The sequence below is a fragment of the Mycobacterium mantenii genome (genome assembly GCF_001667865.1).
Classification (GTDB): Bacteria; Actinomycetota; Actinomycetes; order Mycobacteriales; family Mycobacteriaceae; genus Mycobacterium; species Mycobacterium mantenii_A.
The window spans coordinates 1-21,190 of the sequence record NZ_LZJP01000109.1; the positions used below are offsets into that span (position 1 = coordinate 1).

The 21,190-nt window shown below is 66.3% G+C and carries 19 protein-coding genes, 1 tRNA gene and 1 pseudogene; 15 read left to right on the forward strand and 6 right to left on the reverse strand.

Going from position 1 to position 21,190, the window contains the following annotated elements:
* Together A5688_RS20490 and A5688_RS20495 are read right to left on the reverse strand one after the other, a co-directional pair.
* On the reverse strand, positions 1–206 hold a 206-nt coding region (locus A5688_RS20490; protein ID WP_131812450.1), incomplete at its 3' end, for a hypothetical protein.
* Positions 207–338: 132 nt separating this feature from the next.
* The gene (locus A5688_RS20495) at positions 339–827 is read right to left on the reverse strand and encodes a MarR family winged helix-turn-helix transcriptional regulator (protein ID WP_067836701.1); all 489 of its coding nucleotides are present in this window, start codon (positions 825–827) and stop codon (positions 339–341) included.
* Positions 828–935: 108 nt separating this feature from the next.
* Between A5688_RS20495 and A5688_RS20500 the strand changes: the two genes are divergently transcribed.
* The 4 genes from A5688_RS20500 to A5688_RS20515 are packed head-to-tail and all read left to right on the forward strand — an operon-like array spanning position 936 to position 6,113.
* Positions 936–2,978: an ATP-binding cassette domain-containing protein gene (locus A5688_RS20500; RefSeq protein ID WP_207546715.1), complete on the forward strand. Its 2,043-nt coding sequence runs from the start codon at positions 936–938 to the stop codon at positions 2,976–2,978.
* A complete protein-coding gene (locus A5688_RS20505; protein ID WP_067836695.1) occupies positions 2,975–3,829 on the forward strand; it encodes an energy-coupling factor transporter transmembrane component T family protein in 855 nt (284 codons plus the stop codon). The genes A5688_RS20500 and A5688_RS20505 overlap by 4 nt, the downstream gene beginning before the upstream one ends.
* 36 nt (positions 3,830–3,865) lie before the next feature.
* Complete coding sequence (locus A5688_RS20510; RefSeq protein WP_067836692.1) at positions 3,866–4,327, forward strand: SRPBCC family protein; 462 nt, start codon at positions 3,866–3,868, stop codon at positions 4,325–4,327.
* Positions 4,320–6,113, forward strand: coding sequence for a sulfatase-like hydrolase/transferase (locus tag A5688_RS20515; protein ID WP_082955051.1), 1,794 nt, complete (start codon positions 4,320–4,322; stop codon positions 6,111–6,113). Before A5688_RS20510 ends, A5688_RS20515 begins: the two co-directional genes overlap by 8 nt.
* A 9-nt stretch (positions 6,114–6,122) precedes the next feature.
* Here A5688_RS20515 and A5688_RS20520 read toward each other — a convergent pair whose 3' ends face one another.
* Positions 6,123–6,563, reverse strand: a complete 441-nt coding sequence (locus A5688_RS20520; protein ID WP_067836689.1) for an Lrp/AsnC family transcriptional regulator — start codon at positions 6,561–6,563, stop codon at positions 6,123–6,125.
* Positions 6,564–6,685: 122 nt separating this feature from the next.
* On the opposite strand from A5688_RS20520, the gene ddaH reads away from it, so the two are divergent.
* The 3 genes from ddaH to A5688_RS20535 are packed head-to-tail and all read left to right on the forward strand — an operon-like array spanning position 6,686 to position 10,282.
* The gene (gene ddaH / locus A5688_RS20525; protein ID WP_067909533.1) at positions 6,686–7,552 is read left to right on the forward strand and encodes a dimethylargininase; all 867 of its coding nucleotides are present in this window, start codon (positions 6,686–6,688) and stop codon (positions 7,550–7,552) included.
* Entirely contained in the window at positions 7,549–8,799 is a 1,251-nt protein-coding gene (gene rocD, locus A5688_RS20530) for an ornithine--oxo-acid transaminase (protein WP_067909530.1), read from the forward strand. The genes ddaH and rocD overlap by 4 nt, the downstream gene beginning before the upstream one ends.
* 28 nt (positions 8,800–8,827) lie before the next feature.
* A complete protein-coding gene (locus A5688_RS20535) occupies positions 8,828–10,282 on the forward strand; it encodes an APC family permease (protein ID WP_067836682.1) in 1,455 nt (484 codons plus the stop codon).
* Between the two features lie 7 nt (positions 10,283–10,289).
* Here A5688_RS20535 and A5688_RS20540 read toward each other — a convergent pair whose 3' ends face one another.
* The 3 genes from A5688_RS20540 to A5688_RS20550 are packed head-to-tail and all read right to left on the reverse strand — an operon-like array spanning position 10,290 to position 13,322.
* Complete coding sequence (locus A5688_RS20540; RefSeq protein WP_067909526.1) at positions 10,290–11,630, reverse strand: extracellular solute-binding protein; 1,341 nt, start codon at positions 11,628–11,630, stop codon at positions 10,290–10,292.
* Positions 11,627–12,451, reverse strand: a complete 825-nt coding sequence (locus tag A5688_RS20545; protein WP_067836677.1) for a carbohydrate ABC transporter permease — start codon at positions 12,449–12,451, stop codon at positions 11,627–11,629. The genes A5688_RS20540 and A5688_RS20545 overlap by 4 nt, the downstream gene beginning before the upstream one ends.
* Positions 12,438–13,322 carry a carbohydrate ABC transporter permease gene (locus tag A5688_RS20550; protein WP_067836674.1) on the reverse strand — a complete coding sequence of 295 codons (885 nt, stop codon included), beginning with the start codon at positions 13,320–13,322 and terminating at the stop codon, positions 12,438–12,440. Before A5688_RS20550 ends, A5688_RS20545 begins: the two co-directional genes overlap by 14 nt.
* A 58-nt stretch (positions 13,323–13,380) precedes the next feature.
* On the opposite strand from A5688_RS20550, the gene A5688_RS20555 reads away from it, so the two are divergent.
* The 8 genes and pseudogenes from A5688_RS20555 to A5688_RS20590 all read left to right on the forward strand — a co-directional run bounded on the left by A5688_RS20555 (position 13,381) and on the right by A5688_RS20590 (position 21,163).
* On the forward strand, positions 13,381–14,898 hold the full coding sequence (locus A5688_RS20555; protein WP_067909540.1) for a TldD/PmbA family protein: 1,518 nt from the start codon (positions 13,381–13,383) through the stop codon (positions 14,896–14,898).
* Complete coding sequence (locus tag A5688_RS20560; protein ID WP_067909521.1) at positions 14,895–16,268, forward strand: TldD/PmbA family protein; 1,374 nt, start codon at positions 14,895–14,897, stop codon at positions 16,266–16,268. The genes A5688_RS20555 and A5688_RS20560 overlap by 4 nt, the downstream gene beginning before the upstream one ends.
* 40 nt (positions 16,269–16,308) lie before the next feature.
* On the forward strand, positions 16,309–17,166 hold the full coding sequence (locus tag A5688_RS20565) for a carboxymuconolactone decarboxylase family protein (RefSeq protein ID WP_067836669.1): 858 nt from the start codon (positions 16,309–16,311) through the stop codon (positions 17,164–17,166).
* A gap of 396 nt (positions 17,167–17,562) precedes the next feature.
* Entirely contained in the window at positions 17,563–17,985 is a 423-nt protein-coding gene (locus A5688_RS20570) for a hypothetical protein (RefSeq protein WP_207546716.1), read from the forward strand.
* A 313-nt stretch (positions 17,986–18,298) separates the two neighbouring features.
* The gene (locus tag A5688_RS20575) at positions 18,299–18,718 is read left to right on the forward strand and encodes a hypothetical protein (protein WP_120312397.1); all 420 of its coding nucleotides are present in this window, start codon (positions 18,299–18,301) and stop codon (positions 18,716–18,718) included.
* 136 nt (positions 18,719–18,854) lie between these two features.
* Positions 18,855–18,928, forward strand: a tRNA-Ile gene (locus tag A5688_RS20580).
* 321 nt (positions 18,929–19,249) lie between these two features.
* A pseudogene (locus tag A5688_RS20585) lies at positions 19,250–20,502 on the forward strand (cytochrome P450).
* On the forward strand, positions 20,495–21,163 hold the full coding sequence (locus A5688_RS20590; RefSeq protein ID WP_067909518.1) for a TetR/AcrR family transcriptional regulator: 669 nt from the start codon (positions 20,495–20,497) through the stop codon (positions 21,161–21,163). Before A5688_RS20585 ends, A5688_RS20590 begins: the two are co-directional and overlap by 8 nt.
* Positions 21,164–21,190 lie beyond the last annotated feature (27 nt).

Consider the following 21,190-nt stretch of genomic DNA (forward strand, 5'->3'; position numbering starts at 1 on the left):
GCCACCCACTGAGTTCCCGTGAACCGCAGGATCACGTCCACCCGCGGCGCCGGGGGCGGTTGTGGGGGATTGCCCAGGCGCTCCAGCGGGATGTCACATCCCGGGCCGTAGCCCACCACCACGTCGCGGCCCGGGGTGAAGACATACCTCGTCGGTCCGGCCCATACGGTCAGCGAGGCCGGAAGGGCCGAAGCCTCGGTCGGCATGGCCGTCTACCTTTCGTCGCCGGTCAGCTCGATGTGGTCTCGCCGTCAGGACCGCCCCGCCTCATGCGCCGGGCGTCGTGCTCGCTTACGTGTCTACCCTGGCCGCAGCTCCAGTTGCCAGGCTCGCGCCGTTCACAGCGTATTGCGGCGGCCCGCGAGGGAGGTGGCGAGCGAGGCGTTGTCGAGTAGCCCGCGCAACACGTCGACCGCTTGCATCAGCACCTGACGGTCGGCGGAGTCGAGCAGCGCCAATTGCGGTTCGATCGCGGCGGCGCGGTCGGCCCGGACCGCGTTGAGCGTGCGCCTGCCCTCGGCCGTGATGCGGATTCGGACCGCGCGAGCATCTCCCGGGTCGACCATCCGGGTGACCAGGCCGGCCTCCTCGAGCCGGCGCACCTGCGTCGTCATCGTCGGCTGCGAACAGTGATCGACGGCGGCGAGATCACCGATGCGGGCTTCGCCATGGGCTTCGATGGTGGCCAGCAACCTTGCCTGCGCCGCAGGCAACGGCATCTGGATGCGCTGGGTGGCCAGCCGGTTGAGCCGCGCGACCACGGCGAGCAGATCGGCTCCCAGTCCCTGCGCTCCCTCGAGCTTTGCGGTATCGACGACGTTGTCCATGCATCCATGGTTGCATAGCTTTGCTAAGCGAGGGTGAAAAGACGGCGCGTGCCGCGCAAAACCGGTCTTCAGCGGACACTCCTGCGCCCGGCTGGCAGAATCGCCCAAGTGACCTTGCTGCGTTTTCGGCGATCTGGGGAAGGGTCGCTGCGGCCGAACGAGTTGGCTCAGGCCGCGGTTATGGGGGCCCTCTGTGCGGCGATCGAGATCCTCGCCGCCGTAATCCCATTCGCTCAGGGGCTGGGCGTACTGGGCACGGTGCCCATGGGATTGCTGGCCTACCGCTACCGCCCCCGAGCGCTGATGGCCGCGACGGTAGCCGGCGGAGTGATCGCGTTTTTGATCGCCGGATTGGGCAGTCTGTTCATGCTCATCGATTGCGCCTGGGTCGGCGGATTGTGCGGAATCGTCAAGCGCAAGGGCCGGGGCTTGCCGACGGTGGCCCTGTTGTCGTTGGTCGCCGGAGTCCTCTGGGGTGCCGGATGGGTCGCGGTGCTGGCGGTGCTGACCCGGTTGCGGCACTTGTTCTTCGACGTCATCACCGCCAACGCCAACGGGGTCGCGGCATTCCTGAATTGGGTCCACCTGCAGGGTGTCGGCGTTGCGCTGAAGCGGTACGTCGCCGACGGGATACAGCACTGGCCGTTGCTGATTTTCCCCTACATGGTCCTGTTGGTCGTCATCGTGTCGTTCATCAGCTGGTCGGCGCTGTCTCGCCTGTTGGAGCGGATGCGCAGAATCCCTGACGTCCACAAGCTGGATGCTTCCGACGATCCGCGAACTCAAGGCGCCCCGGTGGGGCCGGTGCCGGTGCGGTTGGACAACGTGCGGTTCCGCTACCCCGGAGCCGAGCGAGACGCGCTGCGCGAGATCAGCCTCGACATCCAGGCCGGCGAACACATCGCGGTGACCGGCGCCAACGGTTCCGGCAAGACCACGTTGATGCTGATCCTGTCCGGCCGGTCACCGACGGCGGGCAGCGTCGAGCGCCCGGGAACGGTCGGACTCGGCGAGATGGGCGGCACGGCAATTGTCCTGCAGCACCCCAAAAGCCAGGTCCTGGGCACCAGGGTCGCCGACGACGTCGTGTGGGGTTTGCCCCCGGACGCCGAGATCGACGTCGACCAACTGCTGCACGAGGTCGGCCTCGAAGGACTCGCCGAACGCGACACCGGAAGTTTGTCCGGCGGGGAGCTGCAGCGCCTCGCGCTCGCGGCCGCGCTGGCGCGGGATCCCGCGCTGCTCATCGCCGACGAGGTCACCACCATGGTCGACCAGCAGGGCCGAGATGCCTTGCTGGGCGTGCTATCTGGCCTCGCGCAACGGCACCAGACGGCGTTGGTGCACATCACCCACTACGACAACGAGGCCGCATCGGCCGATCGCATCATCAGGCTCAGCGATTCGCCGGACAACACCGCCACGGCCGAGACCGCGACCACGGCGGCGCCGGTCGCCGCCGTGAATCACAGCTCGAGCACACCGGTGCTGGAACTCATCGACGTCGGCCACGAATACGCCAGCGGCACACCGTGGTCCAAGGTCGCCCTGCGCAATATCAGCTTCGTGGTGGAGCAGGGCGACGGCGTGTTGATCCACGGCGGCAACGGCTCGGGTAAATCGACGCTGGCGTGGATCATGGCCGGGCTGACGACCCCGACCACCGGCACCTGCCTGATCGACGGCGAGCCCACCCACGACCATGTGGGCGAGATAGCGCTGTCCTTCCAGTCCGCCCGGCTGCAATTGATGCGCGATCACGTCGACGCCGAAGTCGCGTCCGCGGCGGGCTTTTCGCACCTCGAGGAGGAGCGCGTGGCCGAGGCGCTGATCTCGGTCGGGCTGGACCCGGCGATGGGCAAGCGACGCATCGACCAGCTCAGCGGCGGCCAGATGCGCCGTGTCGTGCTGGCCGGACTGCTGGCGCGCTCGCCGCGGGCGTTGGTCCTGGACGAGCCGCTGGCGGGGTTGGATGTCGACAGCCAGCGCGGCCTGCTGCGGCTGCTGGAAAACTTGCGCAGGGAAAGAGGTCTGACGGTGGTGGTGATCTCCCACGACATCGTCGGGCTGGAGGAGCTCTGCCCGCGAGCCCTGTTCCTGCGCGACGGGGAGCTGGCGACGGCGTCGACCGCGGCGGGGGGTATGCCGTGACCGCACCCGCGGACACCAAGCCGGCACCACAACGCACCCGGCGCACCCACCGTCCGGTGGTGCTGTTGGTGCCGGTTCCCGGAACGTCGAAGATCCACCAGTTGTGGGCCGGCACCAAACTGCTGGTGGTGCTGGGCGTTTCGATATTGTTGACCTTCTATCCGGGCTGGGCGACCGTCGGGCTGATGCTGGTCTTGCTGATCACCGCGGCCCGGCTCGCCCACATTCCCCGCGGCGCGTTGCCCTCGCCGCGGCGCTGGATATGGATCGCCCTGGCGGTGGGTGCCATCACCGCCGCGCTGGGGGCCGGTAGTCCGGTGATCGAGATAGCCGGGGTCCACATCGGGCTGGGCGGAACCCTGCATTTCGTCCGGGTGACCACGCTGTCGATCGTGTTGATCGGGCTGGGCGCGATGTTGTCGTGGACCACCAACGTCGCCGAGATGGGCCCGGCGCTGGCGGCTTTGGGCCGGCCGTTGCGGTGGTTGCGGATCCCGAGCGACGAATGGGCCGTCGCCCTGGCACTTGCGTTGCGTGCCTTCCCGATGTTGATCGAGGAATTCCAGGTGCTCTACGCGGCCCGGCGACTGCGCCCCAACCAGGAACCGCGAAATCGCAGAGCCCGCCGTCGGCAACAGGCCCGGGACATGATCGACCTCCTCACGGCGGCAATCGTGGTGACGTTGCGACGGGCCGACGAGATGGGCGACGCGATCACCGCCCGGGGCGGCATCGGCCAGCTCGCGGCCGCGCCGGCGCGACCGCAACTCGCGGACTGGGTAGCGCTCGGCATAACCTTCGCAGCCGGCGCCATCGGCGTGCTGATCGACTCGATATGGCAAATCGTTTAGGCACATTGGTGTCCGGCCTTCGCGCAGCGTGAGTAGATGACCGACATCCAGCGCGCGCGCACCATCGCGGCTCCGCTCGAGGACATCTGGAATGTGTTGGCGGACTTCGGCTCACTCAGCTCGTGGGCCGCCAACGTCGACCACTCGTGTGTCCTGCACTCCGGTCGCAACGGACAGCCCGTCGGCACTGCCCGCCGAGTCCAGGTCAAGCGGGACGCCCTGGTCGAGCGCATCACCGAATTCGAGCCGACCCGCGCCCTCGCCTACGACATCGACGGCCTGCCGGGCCGGCTGCGCAGGGTTGCCAATCGCTGGACGCTGGCCCCGGCGGGCGGCACGCCGGTCCCCGAGACCCGGGTGACGCTGACCAGCACGGTCGAAATCGGTTCTGGCCCAACCCGCAAACTGGCCGAGCGAGTCCTGTGCCGCTTCCTTGCCCGACAGTCCGACACGATGCTCGCCGGGCTGGCGAACCGATTGGAGAACGGCCGTGCCTGATCGCCCCGATGTCGTCATCGTGATGACGGACGAAGAACGCGCGGTGCCGCCATACGAGGCGCCCGACGTGCTGGCGTGGCGCGATCGGACACTGTCCGGACGCAAGTGGTTCGACGAGCACGGCGTCAGCTTTGGTCGCCACTACACTGGCTCGCTGGCCTGCGTGCCCAGTCGCCCAACGATTTTCACCGGGCACTACCCCGATCTGCACGGGGTGACCCAGACCGACGGTATCGGAAAGACCGCCGACGATTCGCGCATGCGATGGCTGCGCCAGGGCGAAGTGCCCACGCTGGGCAACTGGTTTCGCGCGGCCGGATACGACACCCACTACGACGGCAAATGGCACATTTCGCATGCCGACCTCACCGACCCGGCGACCGGTCGCGCACTGGCCACCAACGACGATGACGGAACCGTCGACGCCGCCGCGGTGCGCCGTTACCTGCAAGCCGATCCGCTTGCGCCGTTCGGCTTTTCCGGCTGGATCGGCCCGGAGCCGCACGGGGCGGCGCTGGCCGACGCGGGCATTCGCCGCGATCCGCTGATCGCCGATCGCGTCGTCGCCTGGCTCACCGATCGTTACGCCCGCCGCCGCGCGGGCGATCCCGCCGCGCTGCGGCCCTTCCTTTTGGTGGCCAGCTTCGTGAATCCCCATGACATCGTGCTGTTTCCGGCGTGGTCGCCGCGGGGCCCGGTCAAGCCGTCACCGCTGGATCCACCGCCGGTACCTCCGGCACCGACCGCGGATGAAGACCTGTCCACCAAGCCGGCCGCTCAGATCGCCTTCCGCGAGGCGTACTACTCCGGGTACGGCCCGGCGCCCGCGATCGGCTGGACCTACCGGCGCAATGCGCAGCGCTACCGCGACCTGTACTACCGATTGCATGCCGAGGTCGACGGACCGATCGACCGGGTGCGGCGGGCGGTCACCGAGAACGGTTCGCGCGACGCGGTGCTGGTGCGCACGGCCGATCACGGCGACCTTCTCGGGGCTCACGGTGGGCTGCACCAGAAGTGGTTCAACCTCTATGACGAAGCCACCCGCGTTCCGTTCGTCATCGCGCGCATCGGCGAGCGCCGCACCCAGCGCCGGGTGGTCGAGGCGCCGACCTCGCATGTGGATTTGGTCCCGACGTTGCTGGCCGCCGCCGGCATCGAGGTGGCGGCGGTCGCGGCCACGCTGACAGAGTCGTTCTCCGAAGTGCACGAGCTCCCGGGCCGCAACCTCATGCCGATCGTCGACGGCGCCGCCGCCGACGAGACCCGGGCCGTTTACCTGATGACCCGCGACAACATGCTCGAGGGAGACAGCGGGGCGTCCGGCCTGGCGCGCCGACTGAGGCGGACCGTGAATCCGCCCGCGCCCCTGCGTATCCGGGTGCCGGCTCACACCGCGTCGAATTTCGAGGGACTCGTCGTCCACGTCGGCGACGCCACGGCCGCCGGTGGCGGCGGGCACCTGTGGAAGTTGGTGCGCACCTTCGACGACCCGGGCACCTGGACCGAACCCGGAGTGCGTCACCTGGCGGCCAACGGGTTCGGGGGCGAGGCCTACCGGACGTCGCCGATCGACGACCAATGGGAGCTGTACGACCTGACCGCCGACCCGATCGAGGCAGTCAACCGCTGGACCGATCCGCAACTGCACGACCTGCGCCAACATCTGCGCACCCAACTCAAACAGACCCGGGCCGGTTCCGTTCCCGAGCGAAACAGTCCGTGGCCGTATGTATCTCGCCGATCGACGCGCCCACGGCCGTCCCGGCTGGGTCGTCGACCCTGACCGGTGGGGCTACCCCCGGTCGATAAGGTTGGACAGCACGACGATGCTTTCACTGCGTTCGATGTCGGCACTGGATCGGATTCGCTCCAAAGCCGTCTCCAAGTGCCGCATGTCGCGGGCCAGCACATGCAGGATCGCGTCCGGGGTGCCGGTCACCGTCGCAGCGCTGAACACCTCGGGAATGTCCACCCAGGCCGCCCGCAGCGCGTCGGGCGCGATCCGGCCGTGGCAGAACACCTGCACGTAAGCCTCGGTGTTCCAGCCCAGCGCGTTGCGGTCGATGACCGTGGTGAAGCTCTTGATGACGCCGCTGTCCAGCATCCGGTCGACGCGCCGCTTCACGGCCGGCGCAGACAGATTCACCTTCTCGCCGATCTCGGCGAAGGTGGCCCGCGCATGTTCGGTCAGCTCGGCCAGGATGCGTTCGTCGGTCTCATCCAGGCGATCCATCGCGCTCCTTCCCGGCCTTAGACAACAAATCACCGATATTCAGACTGTAGCGCAATGAATCGTGCATAGACACGCAATATACGTAGTTTGATTAACCGTAGATGCCAAAATATCGTTGATTCATGACGCAGCAACGTGTGGTAGCGCCCCTGACCACGGTGCGGTCGGGTGGGCCCGCCACGCTCAGCCGCACGCCGAGCGTCCGTCACTACGCCATGACGCCGCCGGCCTTCTTCGCGGTCGAGTACGCGATCAACCCCTGGATGGACACCACCACGCCCGTCGATGTTGGCCTCGCACAAGCACAGTGGGAGAACTTGCGTGCGACCTATCTGCGGTTGGGGCATCACGTGGATGTGATCGAGCCCGCGGCCGGCCTGCCGGACATGGTCTATGCCGCCAACGGCGGGTTCATCGCGCAAGATGTGGCGATCGTCGCCAGGTTCCGGTTCGCCGAGCGGGCCGGCGAATCGCGGGCCTACGCCCGGTGGATGTCGTCGCTCGGCTATCGGCCGGTGCGCACCCGTCACGTCAACGAGGGGCAAGGCGACCTGCTGAAGGTCGGCGACATTGTGTTGGCCGGCTGGGGATTTCGCACCGACCGGCGCGCACATCCGGAAATCTCCGCGGCGCTGCGGGCGCCGGTGATCTCGCTGGAGCTGGTGGACCCCCGCTTCTATCATCTCGACACCGCCTTGGCCGTTCTCGACGACCACACCGTCGCCTTCTACCCACCGGCCTTCAGCGTCGCGAGCCAAGGCCAGCTGGCCGCAATGTTCCCGGATGCCATCATCGCCGACACGGCCGATGCCTACGTGCTGGGCCTCAATGTTGTCTCGGATGGTCTGCACGTGGTACTTCCCTCTGCAGCAGCAGGTTTCGCTGCGCAACTGCGTCAAGCCGGCTTCGAGCCGATCGGCGTCGATTTGTCCGAGCTGCTCAAGGGCGGCGGTTCCGTCAAGTGCTGCACATTGGAGGTATTTCCATGACGATTCTCGATGCGCAGACATCGCAGAAGGTCACCGCCAACCGAATCGAGACCGCCATCAGGCTGGTGGAAAGGCGAGCGGCGCATAACTATTCGCCGCTTCCGGTGGTCGCCGCAAGCGCCGACGGCGCGTGGATCACCGATATCGACGGTCGGCGTTACCTGGATTGTCTGTCCGCCTATTCCGCAGTGAATTTCGGTCACCGCAACCGCGAGATCACCGCCACCGCGCATGCGCAACTCGACACGGTGACGTTGGTCAGCCGCGCATTTCATTCCGACAAGCTCGGGCCGTTCTGCGCCGCCCTCGCCTATCTGTGCGACAAGGACATGGTGTTGCCGATGAACTCGGGCGCCGAGGCCGTAGAAAGCGGTCTCAAAGTCGCCCGCAAGTGGGGCGTCGAGGTCAAGGGCGTTCCCGCGGAGCAGGCCAATATCATCGTGGCCGACAACAACTTTCACGGCCGCACGATCAGCATCGTCAGCTTCTCCTCGGACCCCGCGGCGCGGAATGGATTTGGACCCTTCACGCCGGGATTCCGTTCGGTGCCGTTCGGGGATGCCGCCGCGCTGGCGCAGGCGATCGACGACAACACCGTCGCGGTGCTGTTGGAGCCGATCCAGGGTGAAGCCGGAATCATCGTCCCGCCCGACGACTATCTGCCGTCCGTCCGTGCGCTGTGCAGTGAACACAACGTTCTGATGATCGCCGACGAGATCCAGTCGGGCCTGGCCCGCACCGGCTACACCTTCGCCTGCGACCGGTGGCGGGTGGTCCCCGATGTCTATCTGCTGGGCAAGGCGCTGGGCGGCGGGGTGGTGCCGCTGTCGGCGGTGGTGGCCGACCGTGACGTCCTGGGTGTGCTGCACCCCGGCGAACATGGCTCCACCTTCGGTGGCAACCCGCTGGCCGCCGCGATCGGCACCACCGTGGTGTCCATGCTGGCCCGCGGCGAATTCCAGGCCCGGGCAACCGCGCTGGGGGCGCACCTGCACCGGCGGCTGCGAGGGCTGATCGGGCACGGCGTCCAGGAGGTGCGGGGCCTTGGTTTGTGGGCCGGCGTCGACGTCGATCCAGCGCTGGGCACCGGCAAGGAGATGAGCCTGCGGCTGCTCGACCGCGGTGTATTGGTGAAAGACACCCACGGTTCGACGCTGCGCTTCGCTCCGCCTCTGGTGGTCAGCGCCCAGGAGATCGACTGGGCGGTCGGCCAGCTTGCTGCGGTGTTGCGGGAGGCTGCCTCATAATCAGCTGATCCGGCAACAGGAGGGGCAATTGCCAGCCACGTCGATCAGCCTGAAAGAGCAGCTGCTGCGGCGGCGCCCGGCGGTGGGCGCACACGCCGCGCACGGGGCCGCTGACCATCTCAAGCGCGGTATCGGAACTTTCCAGCTGACCATGTTCGGGGTCGGCTCGACGATCGGTACCGGCATCTTCTTCGTCATGTCTCAGGCTGTACCGGAAGCCGGCCCGGGCGTGATCGTCTCCTTTGTTCTCGCCGGCATCGCTGCCGGTCTCGCCACGCTCTGCTACGCCGAATTGGCCTCGGCGGTACCGGTTTCGGGATCCTCGTACTCGTATGCGTACACCACGCTCGGCGAGATCGTGGCGATGGGCGTGGCGGCCTGCCTGCTGCTGGAATACGGGGTGGCCACCGCCGCGGTCGCGGTCAACTGGAGTGGATACCTGAACAAGCTGCTGAGCAATGTCGTGGGATTCCAACTCCCGCATGCCTTGTCGGCTGCACCGTGGGACGCGCAACCCGGCTTCGTGAATGTGCCGGCGGTCGTGCTGATCGGGATGTGCGCGTCGCTGCTCATCCGCGGTGCCAGCGAATCGGCCAAGGTCAACGCGATCATGGTGCTGATCAAACTGGGCGTGCTCGTCGTCTTCGTGATCCTCGCCTTCACCTCCTTCGACGCGCACCAGCTCCACGACTTCGCACCGTTCGGTGCCGCGGGCATCGGTACGGCCGCCGGCACCATCTTCTTCTCCTATATCGGGCTGGACGCCGTGTCCACCGCGGGCGATGAGGTGAAGAACCCGCAGAAAACCATGCCGCGCGCGCTGATCGGCGCGCTGCTGATCGTCACCAGCGTGTACGTCTTCGTGGCGCTGGCCGCGCTGGGCACCCAACCCTGGCAGAACTTCGCCGGCCAGCAGGAAGCCGGGCTGGCCACGATTCTCGACAACGTGACGCACGGCAGTTGGGCCAGCACGATTCTGGCTGCCGGAGCGGTCATCTCGATCTTCAGCGTCACGCTGGTCACCATGTACGGTATGACGCGGATCCTGTTCTCGATGGGCCGTGACGGGCTGCTGCCGGCGATGTTCGCGACGGTGAACACCCGCACGATGGTCCCGGTGAACAACACGGTGATCGTCGCCGTCGCGGCCTCGGCGCTCGCCGCATTCGTGCCGCTGCAAAAGCTGGCCGACATGGTGTCGATCGGCACGCTCACCGCGTTCGTCGTCGTGTCCGTCGGGGTGATCGTCTTGCGGGTGCGCGAGCCCGACCTGCCCCGGGGATTCAAGGTCCCGGGCTATCCGGTCACGCCGATCCTTTCGGTGGTGGCCTGCGGGTACATCCTCGCCAGCTTGCACTGGTACACCTGGATCGCGTTCAGCGGCTGGGTGTTACTGGCGCTGATTTTCTATTTCGTCTGGGGCCGCCACCACAGCGCGCTCAACGAGGAGGCGGTCGAACGGTCATCGGGCACGGCCCCGTGACGCGGTCTCACTGGCGTGCCGCGGCGGCGTTGGCCGCGGCCTGGGCCCGCCGTAACGTCGTCGCGACATCGCCGCGGCCCAAGAACATTTCGTTGAAGTAGGGTTGTAGGGCGTCATTGCCGGCGGCAAAGCCCGCGCCGCCGGGGGCCGCGATGCGCGGACCGTTCAGCACGGCGAAGAAGGGCGTGACGTCCACCCCTCTGGTGGCCCAGTATCGGAAGTAGACCGGCTGGGCCGATGACACCGCGGGGATGGCGGCACCGTAGCGCCCCAGATATTCGTTGCCCTGCCTGCTGCCCATCCAGGCCAGCACCTGGCGCACCGCGTCGGGATGCTTGGTCGCCGCATTGCCTGCGGCGGCAATGCCGTTGGTGACGCTGACCCGGCCCGCCGGCCCGGTGGGCATCATCGCCACACCCCAGTGGAAGCGGGCGTCGCGGGTCACCGGCGCCAGGCTGTAGGTGCCGGATTGAAAGAGCGCCATCCTGCCGGCCAGGAATTGGTTGCGGGAAAAGTCGCCGTTGTCGTTGGTGTCGGCGGCGGGCGGCGCGACGTGGTCGCGGTTGATCAGGTCGACCAGATATTGAAAGGCGGTCACGGCCCCGGGGTTGTCGAACGCGAAGGTGTCGCCCCTTTGGAACACGCCACCGGCCGAACCGATGTAGTTCAGGTAGATGCCCTGGGGGTCATTGGCCGCGTTGTATGCCCACTGCCGCACACGTCCGGCGTCGAAAGCCGGGGTGTCTCCGCGGTTTCCGTCGGCGTCGACGGTGAGGCGGCCCAGCAGGGGGCGCAACGTGTCGCCGCCGTCGGGGCTCCACCTCAGGGTGTTCAGCTGGGCGGGATCGACGCCCGCCGCGGCGAGCAGGTCCGCGTTGTAGTACAGCGCGATTCCCGCATCGGTCAACTGCGGCACGCCCCACAGCGTGCCGTTACGGGTGAACTGCTCGGCGACCGGCCGCTCCCAGTCCGAGGCGGCCCCGGGTCCGAGCACTTCGCCGATGTTCATCAGCCGGCCGCTGTCGGCATACGCCGCAAGGTAGGCGTTGGACAGCCAGAAGATGTCGTCGGCGCTGCCGCCGGCCACGTCGGTGCGCAGGGTGTTGAAGTAGGTGGAGTACGACACCAGGTTCAGGTGCACCTCGATGTCGGGGTGGTCGCGGGTGAAGGCCTGGAACGATTCCCGATAGGCAGCGCCGATCGGATCGCCCCAGATGCGCACCGTGACGACGGTCTTGCCGCCGTGGGGCTGGCCGGAGTAATTCAGCAGCGCCGCCGTCGCGGCCAACAGCACCGCCACCAACGCAATCGATCCCGCGACCAGCGTGGAGAAGCGGGGCCGGGTCACTTGAGTCCCGAGACGACGATCGACGCGACGATGTGGCGCTGGAACACCACGAACAGCGCGATCAGCGGCGCGATCGCAACCGTGGTCGCCGCCATCACCAACGTCCACTGCGAATTGAACCGCGACTGCAGATCGGCGGTCGCCACGGTGAGCACCCGCCACTTGTGCCCGCTGGTGATCACCAACGGCCACATGAAGTTATTCCACTGCGAGACCACCGTGATCAACGCCAGCGCGGCCAACACCGGGCGACTGGACGGGATCACCACGTGCACGATCACGTCCAGGGTGTTCGCCCCGTCCAGGCGGGCGGCGTTGATCAAGTCGTTCGGGATGATCCGAAAGTGCTCGCGCAGCAAGAAGATCGCGTACGGCGAGCCGAACATGAACGGCAGCACCAACGCCCAGAACGTGTTGCGCAGACCGAGCTGGGCCATCATCAGATACATCGGCACCACGGTGACCGTGCCCGGCACCATCAGCGTTGCGATGTAGACCCAGAACAGCGCATCACGTCCGCGAAACTCCAAGCGGGCGAAGGCGTATGCGGCCAGCACGGAAAAGGTCAACTGGCCCACCAGAATCACCGCCGTCATCAGGGCGGTCACCGCCGCCGCGCGGCCGAACCCGGCTCCGCCCAGGTTGGCGAAGTTCGACAGCGTGGGTGGCCGCGGCAGCTGCAACGGGCTACCGGTGACGAATTGGTGCGCCGAGGTGAACGACGTCATCAACCCAAGGGCAAACGGCGCCAAGGTGATCAACGCGCCCAGCGAGAGCCCGACGTAGATCACAGCATTGGCGGGGCGACTAGGTGAGGTCATAGCTGATCCGTCGCCGGAAATACAGATGTTGAACCAGGGTCACGCCGATCAGGATGACGAACAGCACCACCGCCATCACCGACGCCCGGCCGATGGCGGCCGAACCGAACGCCTCGGCGTAGATGCGATGGGCCACCAGATCGGTGCTGCCGGCGGGTCCGCCGCCGGTGAGCGCGTACACCATGTCGAAAACCTGTGCGGTGCTGACGATCCCGGTCACCAGCACAAAGAAGGTCGTCGGCCGCAGCATGGGCATGGTGATTCGCCAGAACCGCTGCCACGCGGTGGCGCCGTCGGTGCGTGCGGCGGCGTGGATGTCGTTGGGTATCGCCAGCAGGCCCGCCAGGAACGACAACGAGACATAGCCGACGTTGGTCCACACCACCACGGCCGAAACGAGCGGCAGCGCAAAGCTGGGATCCGACAACCACTCGATGCTGTGTCCCAGCACGGTGCTCACGGCGCCATCGGTGGGAGCCAGGATCCAGCGCCACAGCACCGCGATGGCCAGCGGGGCGCAAATCCACGGCAGCACATACAGGGTGCGAAACAGGCCGGTGCCGGGAAGCTGGCGGGCCAGCATCGTCGCGGCCAGCAGTCCCAGGGCGGTCTGTGCGGGCACCACGATCGCCACGAAGATGGTCGTGACGATCAGGGAGTTGCCAAACCCGGCGTCGGTCAGCACCGACCGCCAGTTGGACAGTCCCACAAAGTGCAGCGGGCCGAGCAGATCCCATCGGCACAGGCTCAGCCAGAGCACCACCAGGATGGGCAGCAGCAGAAAGGCGAGCACACCGAACAGGCTGGGCGCCAGCAGCGCGTAGCCCAGCGCGGGGGATCGAGGTTGTTTCCTTGGCACCGCACCGGCCATGGGGTAATTAAAGCGGGCGGCGCCGCGGTTTGGGGTGACCGGCCGTTACGGTGGAACCGTGACACCGAACCGGGGGATCGATGCCGACTTCCTGGACCTGCCGCGCCACGACCTGGCCGACGCCGCGCTCTCGGCGGCCAAAGCGGCCGGGGCGACGCACGCCGACCTGCGGGTTCATCGCATCATCACCGAAATCATCCAGCTGCGCGACGGCGAACTGGAGACTTCGGTGATCAATCGTGAGGTCGGCCTGGCGGTCCGGGTGATCGTCGACGGCACCTGGGGATTCGCCTCGCACGCGGAACTGGTGCCGTCGGTGGCCGCCGAGACGGCCCGGCGCGCGGTGCACGTCGCCACCACGCTGGCGACGCTGAGCAGCGAGCGCGTCGAGTTGGCGCCCGAGCCGGTCTACGCGGACGCGGCCTGGGTGTCGAACTACCGGATCGACCCGTTCGACATCTCGGCCACCGACAAGATCGCCGTGCTGGAGGACTACTCGGGACGGCTGCTGAGCGCAGATGGCATCAACCACGTGTCGGCGGTGCTGACCGCCGTCAAGGAGCAGACGTTCTACGCCGACACCTTCGGCTCCTCGATCACGCAGCAGCGGGTGCGGGTGCTGCCGTCGCTGGAGGCGGTGACGGTCGATCCCGCGGTCGGCAGCTTCGATTCGATGCGGACACTGGCGCCGCCGATGGGGCGGGGCTGGGAGGTAGTGGCCGGCGACGAGGTGTGGAACTGGACCGACGAGCTGGCGCAGCTGCCGTCGTTGCTGGCCGAAAAGGTCAAGGCGCCCACCGTTGTCCCAGGGCCCAAGGACCTGGTGATCGATCCGACCAACCTGTGGCTGACGATCCATGAATCCATCGGGCACGCAACCGAATACGACCGGGCGATCGGCTACGAGGCCGCCTACGCCGGGACATCGTTCGCCACGCCGGACAAGCTGGGCACCATGCGGTACGGGTCGCCGGTGATGAACGTGACCGCCGACCGCACCGTCGAATTCGGCTTGGCCACCATCGGTTACGACGACGAAGGGGTGGCCGCGCAAAGCTGGGATCTGGTGCGCGACGGAATTTTCACCGGCTACCAGCTCGACCGGGTGTTCGCCCAGCGACTGGGGCAGCCGCGCTCCAACGGATGCTCGTATGCCGACTCGCCGCATCACGTGCCGATCCAGCGCATGGCCAACGTGTCTTTGCAGCCCGCACCGGACGACATCAGCACCGACGACCTGATCGGTCGGGTCGAGGACGGCATCTACATCGTCGGCGACAAGTCGTGGTCAATCGACATGCAGCGCTACAACTTCCAGTTCACCGGGCAGCGATTCTTCCGGATCCGCGACGGGCGCCTGGACGGTCAGCTGCGTGACGTCGCGTACCAGGCCACCACGACCGAGTTCTGGAATTCGATGGAAGCCGTGGGCGGCCCGTCGACCTGGCGCCTGGGCGGGGCGCTCAACTGCGGCAAGGCCCAGCCCGGTCAGATCGCGGCGGTCAGCCACGGATGCCCGTCGGCGCTGTTCCGCGGGGTCAACGTGCTGAACACCCGCACCGAGGGCGGCCGATGATCACCGCGCAGCACGTCGTCAATATCGTGCTCGACGAGGCGGCCAAGCTCGGCCGCGCCGACGAGACCATGGTGCTGGTCACCGACAAGGTCGAGGCCACGTTGCGTTGGGCGGGCAATTCGATGACCACCAACGGGGTTTCGGTGAGCCGCAGCGTCACGGTGATTTCGGTGGTGCGTCGCGGATCCGGCGCCCGCATCGGCACGGTGGTGTCGGCCGAGGCCGATCCGCGGGTTCTCCCCGGGCTGGTTGCCGCGTCGCAGGAGGCGGCCGGCGTGGCGCCGGAGGCCGGCGATGCCGCGCCGCTGCTCGCCGATACCGGGGTGCCGGTCGACTGGGACGCGCCGGTGCCCGGCACCGGGCCCCTGGTCTTCGCGGACGTCGCCGAATCGCTGAGCCGCGGCTTCCGCGGGCAGGACCGGCTTTACGGTTTTGCCCACCACAGTGTTTCGACGACGTTCCTGGCGTCGTCGACCGGCTTGCGCCGGCGCTTCACCCAACCCGCCGGTGCGGTGGAGATCAACGCCAAACGCGGCGATGCCAGCGCCTGGGCGGGGGTCGGGACACCCGACTTCGTTGATGTGCCAACCGATTCGCTGCTCGAGCAGCTGTCGACGCGGTTGGGCTGGGCGCAGCGCCGGGTCGAGCTGCCGGCGGGGCGTTACGAGACGATCATGCCGCCGTCGACGGTGGCCGACATGATGATCTACATGGCGTGGTCGATGGCCGGCCGCGGCGCCCAGGAGGGGCGGACGGCGTTCTCGGCGCCCGGCGGCGGAACCCGGGTGGGGGAGCGGCTCACCGACTTGCCGCTGACGCTCTTCTCCGATCCGATGGCGCCCGGGCTCGCCTGTACGCCGTTCGTCGCGGTCAGCAGTTCCTCGGAGACGTTATCGGTGTTCGATAACGGAGCGGAGATCCATCAGGTGGACTGGATCCGCGACGGGGTGATCAACGCTCTGGCCTATCCGCGGGCCACAGCGGCCAAATACGATGCCGACGTCGCGGTGGCCGCCGACAACCTGGTGATGACCGGCGGCAGCGCCACTCAGGGCGACATGATCGCGGCCACCGAGCGCGGGCTGCTGCTGACCACGCTGTGGTACATCCGCGTCGTCGACCCGACCACGCTGTTGTTCACCGGGCTGACCCGCGACGGCGTGTACCTCATCGAGGACGGCCAAGTGACCGCGGCGGTCAACAACTTCCGGTTCAACGAAAGCCCCTTGGACCTGCTGCGGCGGGCCACCCAAGCTGGCGTCAGCGAAAAGACCCTGCCGCGCGAATGGGGGGATTGGGCCACCCGTGCGGCGATGCCGTCGCTGCGGATACCGGACTTCCACATGTCGTCGGTGAGCCAGGCCCAGTAACTCATTGCCGCCGGGCAACGCGCGCTCTAGCGTGTGACGGATGGCGGCTCCGGTTTCTGTTCGAGAAGACCAGCTCACGCGGTTGGTGTCACTAAGTCCGGGAGACGGGCGCCTTGGGGCGCTGGTTCGCCGGGTATGTGCGCAGACGACGTCGCTGCCGCCGTTGCCGGCAAGCGTCGAGGTCGGCGAACCGGAATCGGAAGCCGAGGCCGCCGTCGCCGAATTCGCCGAACAATTCAGCGCCGACGTCTCCTCGATCACCGCCGAGCACCGGTCGCGGTTGTGGAAGCACTTAGGGGACCGCACCTTTGGTGTCGTCGTGCAGATGTACATCGCCGACTTCGTCCCCCGGGTGCGGGCCGGGCTGGAAGCGCTCGGGGTCGGCTCGGAATACCTCGGTTGGGTAACCGAACCCATTACCTGGGATCACACGACCGACCCGGCGTATCTGGTGTTCAATCAGTTTTTAATCGCGGTGGCGCGAATGCGTGCGCTGGACCCGGTCACCTCCGAACTGGTGCGGTTGCGTGGCGCGGCTCAGCACAATTGCCGGTTATGCAACTCGCTGCGCGAGGGCGGGGCGCTCGATGCCGGCGGTTCGGAAACGCTGTACGAGGAGATCGAGCGCTTCGAAACGTCGGGTTTGCTCGACGAGCGCGCTAAAGCAGCGCTTCGCTATGCCGATGCGTTAATTTGGACCCCTGCGCACCTCGTCGCCGACGATGTCGCCGAGGTGCGCTCCCGGTTCTCCGAGGCGGAGGCCGTCGAGCTCACCTTTGACATCATGCGCAATGCCAGCAACAAGGTCGCTGTGTCATTGGGCGCCGATGCCCCGCGCGTGGAGAACGGCACCGAGCGGTACCTGCTCGATGCGGACGGTCAGACGGTGTTTAGCTGACGCCTGCGGATGCGAACCGGTGGCTGCCGGGCCGCAGCTACTTAGCTGCCGGCGCATCGATGGTCGGCCGTGGTTGTCGGCAGCGGTTGTGGCGCGGCTGGTTAAGGGCCCAACCGCCTGGCCCCGGGGCCGAGGGCACGAAATGTTAACCATTCGGACACCCACACGCAAGCGTGCGTTTCCGCTGTGTGCGGGGGTCATTCGCTACTTTTAGCCCGTTCACCGACACTGATTTGTGACGGTGACGAGATGGCAGCGTGGCCCAAGCCGGGCGGCCAGGGATCGTGCGTCATTGGGCCACGGTTCTGATGGCCTTCCCGGTCAGTTGTTTGCAGGATTTCTAGCTTGCGGTTGCGTCGGAGGCGATTGCGTTCCCGCGCAGAGGGAGGTTCGGAAATGACCACCACCCGTACACGCTCGCGCGTGCGAGTGTCAGCGGTCTGGGCGGCCGGCGTCGCGCTGGGTGCCTCGATGCTCGGCGGCGCCGTGCTGTCAGCCCCGCTGGCCTCGGCGTCCTGCAATCTGACTCCACAGGACGACCAGTACATCAAACTGCTGGCGCAGAACAAGATGGTGCACAACGCCGATTTCAGTGACTGCCATGAGGCCGCCGAGGGGCGGTGGTTCGCCGATCAGGTCCGGGCCAACCCCAACCCGTTCGGTGAGGGGCAGGAGTTGGTCAACATGATCACCAACACCACGCCGATGACCCAGGCCCAGGCCGAGTGGGAAGTCGAGTCGGCGATCTTTGTTTACGCGCCCGACCTGATCCCCAAGATCAAAGATCAAGCCGCACACGCAAACTGGCCTGCCGAGTAGCGAGAGCCGCTGCGGCGCAAGAGATTCACGCCAGCAATAAGTTCAATTGCCCGTTAATGCGGGTAAATTCGTGTGCGCAGCTAACTTGGTAATCGTTTCGTCGCCACCGCTGAGTCGCGGCACCGACACTACGTACCTGATTGCGTCGCGTAGTTATCAGATCCGACCCGAATAGTTTCTCGCACAGTAATTTTAGCTAGTTACTGTTCACGGGTTGTTTCCAGGAATCGTCGTTTGCCACCCTCGTTTGCGGTGGTACCCGATCCGTGCGAAGGGGAACGTAGCAAATTCCGCGATAAGGGGGTCGGAAGAGATGACTGTCAGACGATCGCGTTTGCAGGTGCTTGCGGTGGGGGTCGCCGGGGTCACACTGGGGGCCACGATGATCGGTGGTGCTGTGGCTTCGGCGCCGCAGGCGTCGGCGTCGTGCAACATGACTCCCGCCGATGATCAGTACATCAAACTGCTGGCGCAGAACAAGTTGGTGCACAACGCCGATTTCAACGACTGCAGCGAGGCCGCCGAGGGGCGCTGGTTCGCCGATCAGGTGCGGGCCAACCCCAATCCGTACGGCGAGGGCCAGGAGTTGATCAACATGATCACCCGCACCACGCCGATGAGCCAGGCTCAGGCCGAGTGGGAGGTCGAATCGGCGATTTTTGTCTACGCGCCGGACATGATTCCCAAGATCAAGGATCAGGCCGGACAGCAAGCGCCGGCGCCCGCGAAATAGCCAGGCGCGTTCTGCCGTAGGGCGCTCCCAAGCCGGGGCGCCCATTCGGCGCACCCATTCCGGTTCGGGCAGCGGCGGCGCCCGGCGCATCCTGCCTTCGGTCTTGGGCTACCGTTTCTACGGAACAACCCCGTCTGGGGCGGTAGCTCAGTTGGTTAGAGCCGCGGACTCATAATCCGTTGGTCGCGGGTTCGAGCCCCGCCCGCCCCACCGTAAAGCTGTATGACCTCGGCTGATGCTTGACATATCGGCTTCGGGTGACGCCTTACAGTGTTTCGGCTGATGGTTGACAGTTACTTCGGCTGATCCTTGGCACTCCCTAGATGGGGAGTTGAGCGTGGCCGAGCAGCAAGAGGCTGTGCTGACAAAACAGACGTCAAATAATAATTCGTATGACCGCAGCAGGCGACGTATTCGTTTACCTCGGAGTATGCCGTCTTACCTTGACGATCTTTGAGTGCTGGTCATACACTCTGGGCATACATGTCCGTACCATCGCCTGTCTGGCCGCCGACGGAAGTTGCGACATCGATGAACGTGAAAAGCACCGCTCCCAGCGTCTTCGAAGCTGGCTTCCCGACTTTCAATTACAGCCTCACCGCCACCCCGAACGACATCCTCGAAGATGTTCGGCAGGCGCAGTCGCGCGCGCCCATTGCCATCGGGCCCCTCGGTCCGGAAATTCTGTCCTACGAGATGGCTCGGGATATGCTGCGCGACAACAGGTTCCGCATGCCTCCAGGCATCACGCTGGCAGCGCAGGGCGTCACCTCGGGTCCGTTGTACGACAAGTTGGTCAGCAGCCTGCTAGGCCTCGAGGGCGCGCCACATACGCGCTTACGCAAATTGGTTTCGAGAGCGTTCACTCCCCGCGCGACAGCATGTCTGCAAGGCACGATCCACGAGGTGGTGAACGGGCTGATCGATCGGGTAGTAGACGCCGGACGGTGCGACGTCGTGACCGATATCGCGCGGCCTTACCCGACCCCGATCATTTGCGCGCTAATCGGTGCGCCTCGAGAGGACTGGCGGCTGTTCGCACAATGGACTGACGAAATCTTCAAGGCTTTCAATTTTCAGACCGAGGTCACCTTCGACGAATCGGCGATAATGTGGGCGTGGGGCGAGCTGGACGCCTACGTCGACGATATGATCGCCGTCCGCCGAAACAATCTGACCGATGACCTGCTTTCTGAGCTCATTCGCGCCGAAAGCGATGGCGATCGGCTGACTGTCGACGAACTCCGCAGTCTGGTGGCCGGCTTCTTGATGGCGGAACGGACACGACGCGAAACCAACTGGCCGCGTCGGTGCAGGTGCTGTGCGAGCATCCGGACCAGTGGACGAAGCTGGGCAATCAACCCGAGCTTGCGATGCAGGCGGTCGAGGAGAGCATGCGCCACTCACCGGCGGTGTGTATCGCGCCGCGCGCCGCCACCGAGGATGCCGAGTTCGGCGGTTACATGTTCCCGGCAGGGACTTTCGTAGTCGTGAATACCTTTGCGGCTAACCGTGATCCAGCGATTTACCACGATGCAGATCGATTCGACGTCGCGCGCAAGGACTTGCCCGCGATTCTGACTTTCGGTGGTGGTGCGCACTACTGCCTAGGGGCCAACCTCGCACGCCGGGAGTTGGCGGAAGCACTCACAATCCTCACCCGGCGTCTGTCAGCGCCCCATCGCGTCGGTCCGGCGCCGTGGAAATCCCTGCTGGGAATGACCGGCCCAACAACACTCGAGATCGAGTTCGAGGCCGAAAGGCTTGTGGCAGCGGATGCGTAGCCGCGGCTGGGCGGGATCGACGCCCGCCTCGGATGAGGAGGCAATAGCCCGCATTCTGAATGCGGTAGACGAAGTGGTCGCCGAACGCGGACCAGCGATACGCCTAGCCGATGTCGCCCGGAACCTCGGGGTCACTCGCCAGACGGTGTACCGATACTTCCCCAATGCTGACGCGCTGCTCATCGCCAGCGCGATGCGTGCGGTCGACGGTTTCATCGACAGGGCTGTACAACGCGTCAGCGGACAGAACGACCCGGTCATTGCTGTCGTGGAATGCGTGTCGTTCGGAATCGAGAATCTCGTCGGCGATCCACAACTAGAAAGCCTGCTGACGCGGCGACAGGAGGGCGAAGCCGTCATCTCGCTGACCGCCGACACCGCGATTGCATTCTGTTTGTCGGTTTTCCACCGCCTCGATGTGGATTGGAAGCTCCACGGCTTCGACACCACCGCGCTCCGTGAGCTTGCCGAAATGACCTTGCGCACCGTGCAGTCCCTCCTGACCGATCCCGGCGAGCGGCCGCGCGACGAAATCGCACTACGCCGCTTCGTTGCGCGATGGCTCGGTCCAGCGATCCTCTATCCACGGATGGCGTCGCTATCGATCCACGAACGACACGTATCATCGGACTGGCACATCGAAGCCGGACAGGCGCGCTGAATCGTGAACTTCGAACGAGAGGCCTTC

Bases quoted from the DNA above. Each gene is read 5' to 3' on its own strand.
- A5688_RS20495 (WP_067836701.1), bottom strand. From the start codon at position 827: ATGGACAACGTCGTCGATACCGCAAAGCTCGAGGGAGCGCAGGGACTG.
- A5688_RS20510 (WP_067836692.1), top strand. From the start codon at position 3,866: ATGACCGACATCCAGCGCGCGCGCACCATCGCGGCTCCGCTCGAGGAC.
- A5688_RS20520 (WP_067836689.1), bottom strand. From the start codon at position 6,563: ATGGATCGCCTGGATGAGACCGACGAACGCATCCTGGCCGAGCTGACC.
- ddaH (WP_067909533.1), top strand. From the start codon at position 6,686: ATGACGCAGCAACGTGTGGTAGCGCCCCTGACCACGGTGCGGTCGGGT.
- rocD (WP_067909530.1), top strand. From the start codon at position 7,549: ATGACGATTCTCGATGCGCAGACATCGCAGAAGGTCACCGCCAACCGA.
- A5688_RS20545 (WP_067836677.1), bottom strand. From the start codon at position 12,451: ATGACCTCACCTAGTCGCCCCGCCAATGCTGTGATCTACGTCGGGCTC.
- A5688_RS20550 (WP_067836674.1), bottom strand. From the start codon at position 13,322: ATGGCCGGTGCGGTGCCAAGGAAACAACCTCGATCCCCCGCGCTGGGC.
- A5688_RS20560 (WP_067909521.1), top strand. From the start codon at position 14,895: ATGATCACCGCGCAGCACGTCGTCAATATCGTGCTCGACGAGGCGGCC.
- A5688_RS20565 (WP_067836669.1), top strand. From the start codon at position 16,309: ATGGCGGCTCCGGTTTCTGTTCGAGAAGACCAGCTCACGCGGTTGGTG.
- A5688_RS20570 (WP_207546716.1), top strand. From the start codon at position 17,563: ATGACCACCACCCGTACACGCTCGCGCGTGCGAGTGTCAGCGGTCTGG.
- A5688_RS20575 (WP_120312397.1), top strand. From the start codon at position 18,299: ATGACTGTCAGACGATCGCGTTTGCAGGTGCTTGCGGTGGGGGTCGCC.
- A5688_RS20590 (WP_067909518.1), top strand. From the start codon at position 20,495: ATGCGTAGCCGCGGCTGGGCGGGATCGACGCCCGCCTCGGATGAGGAG.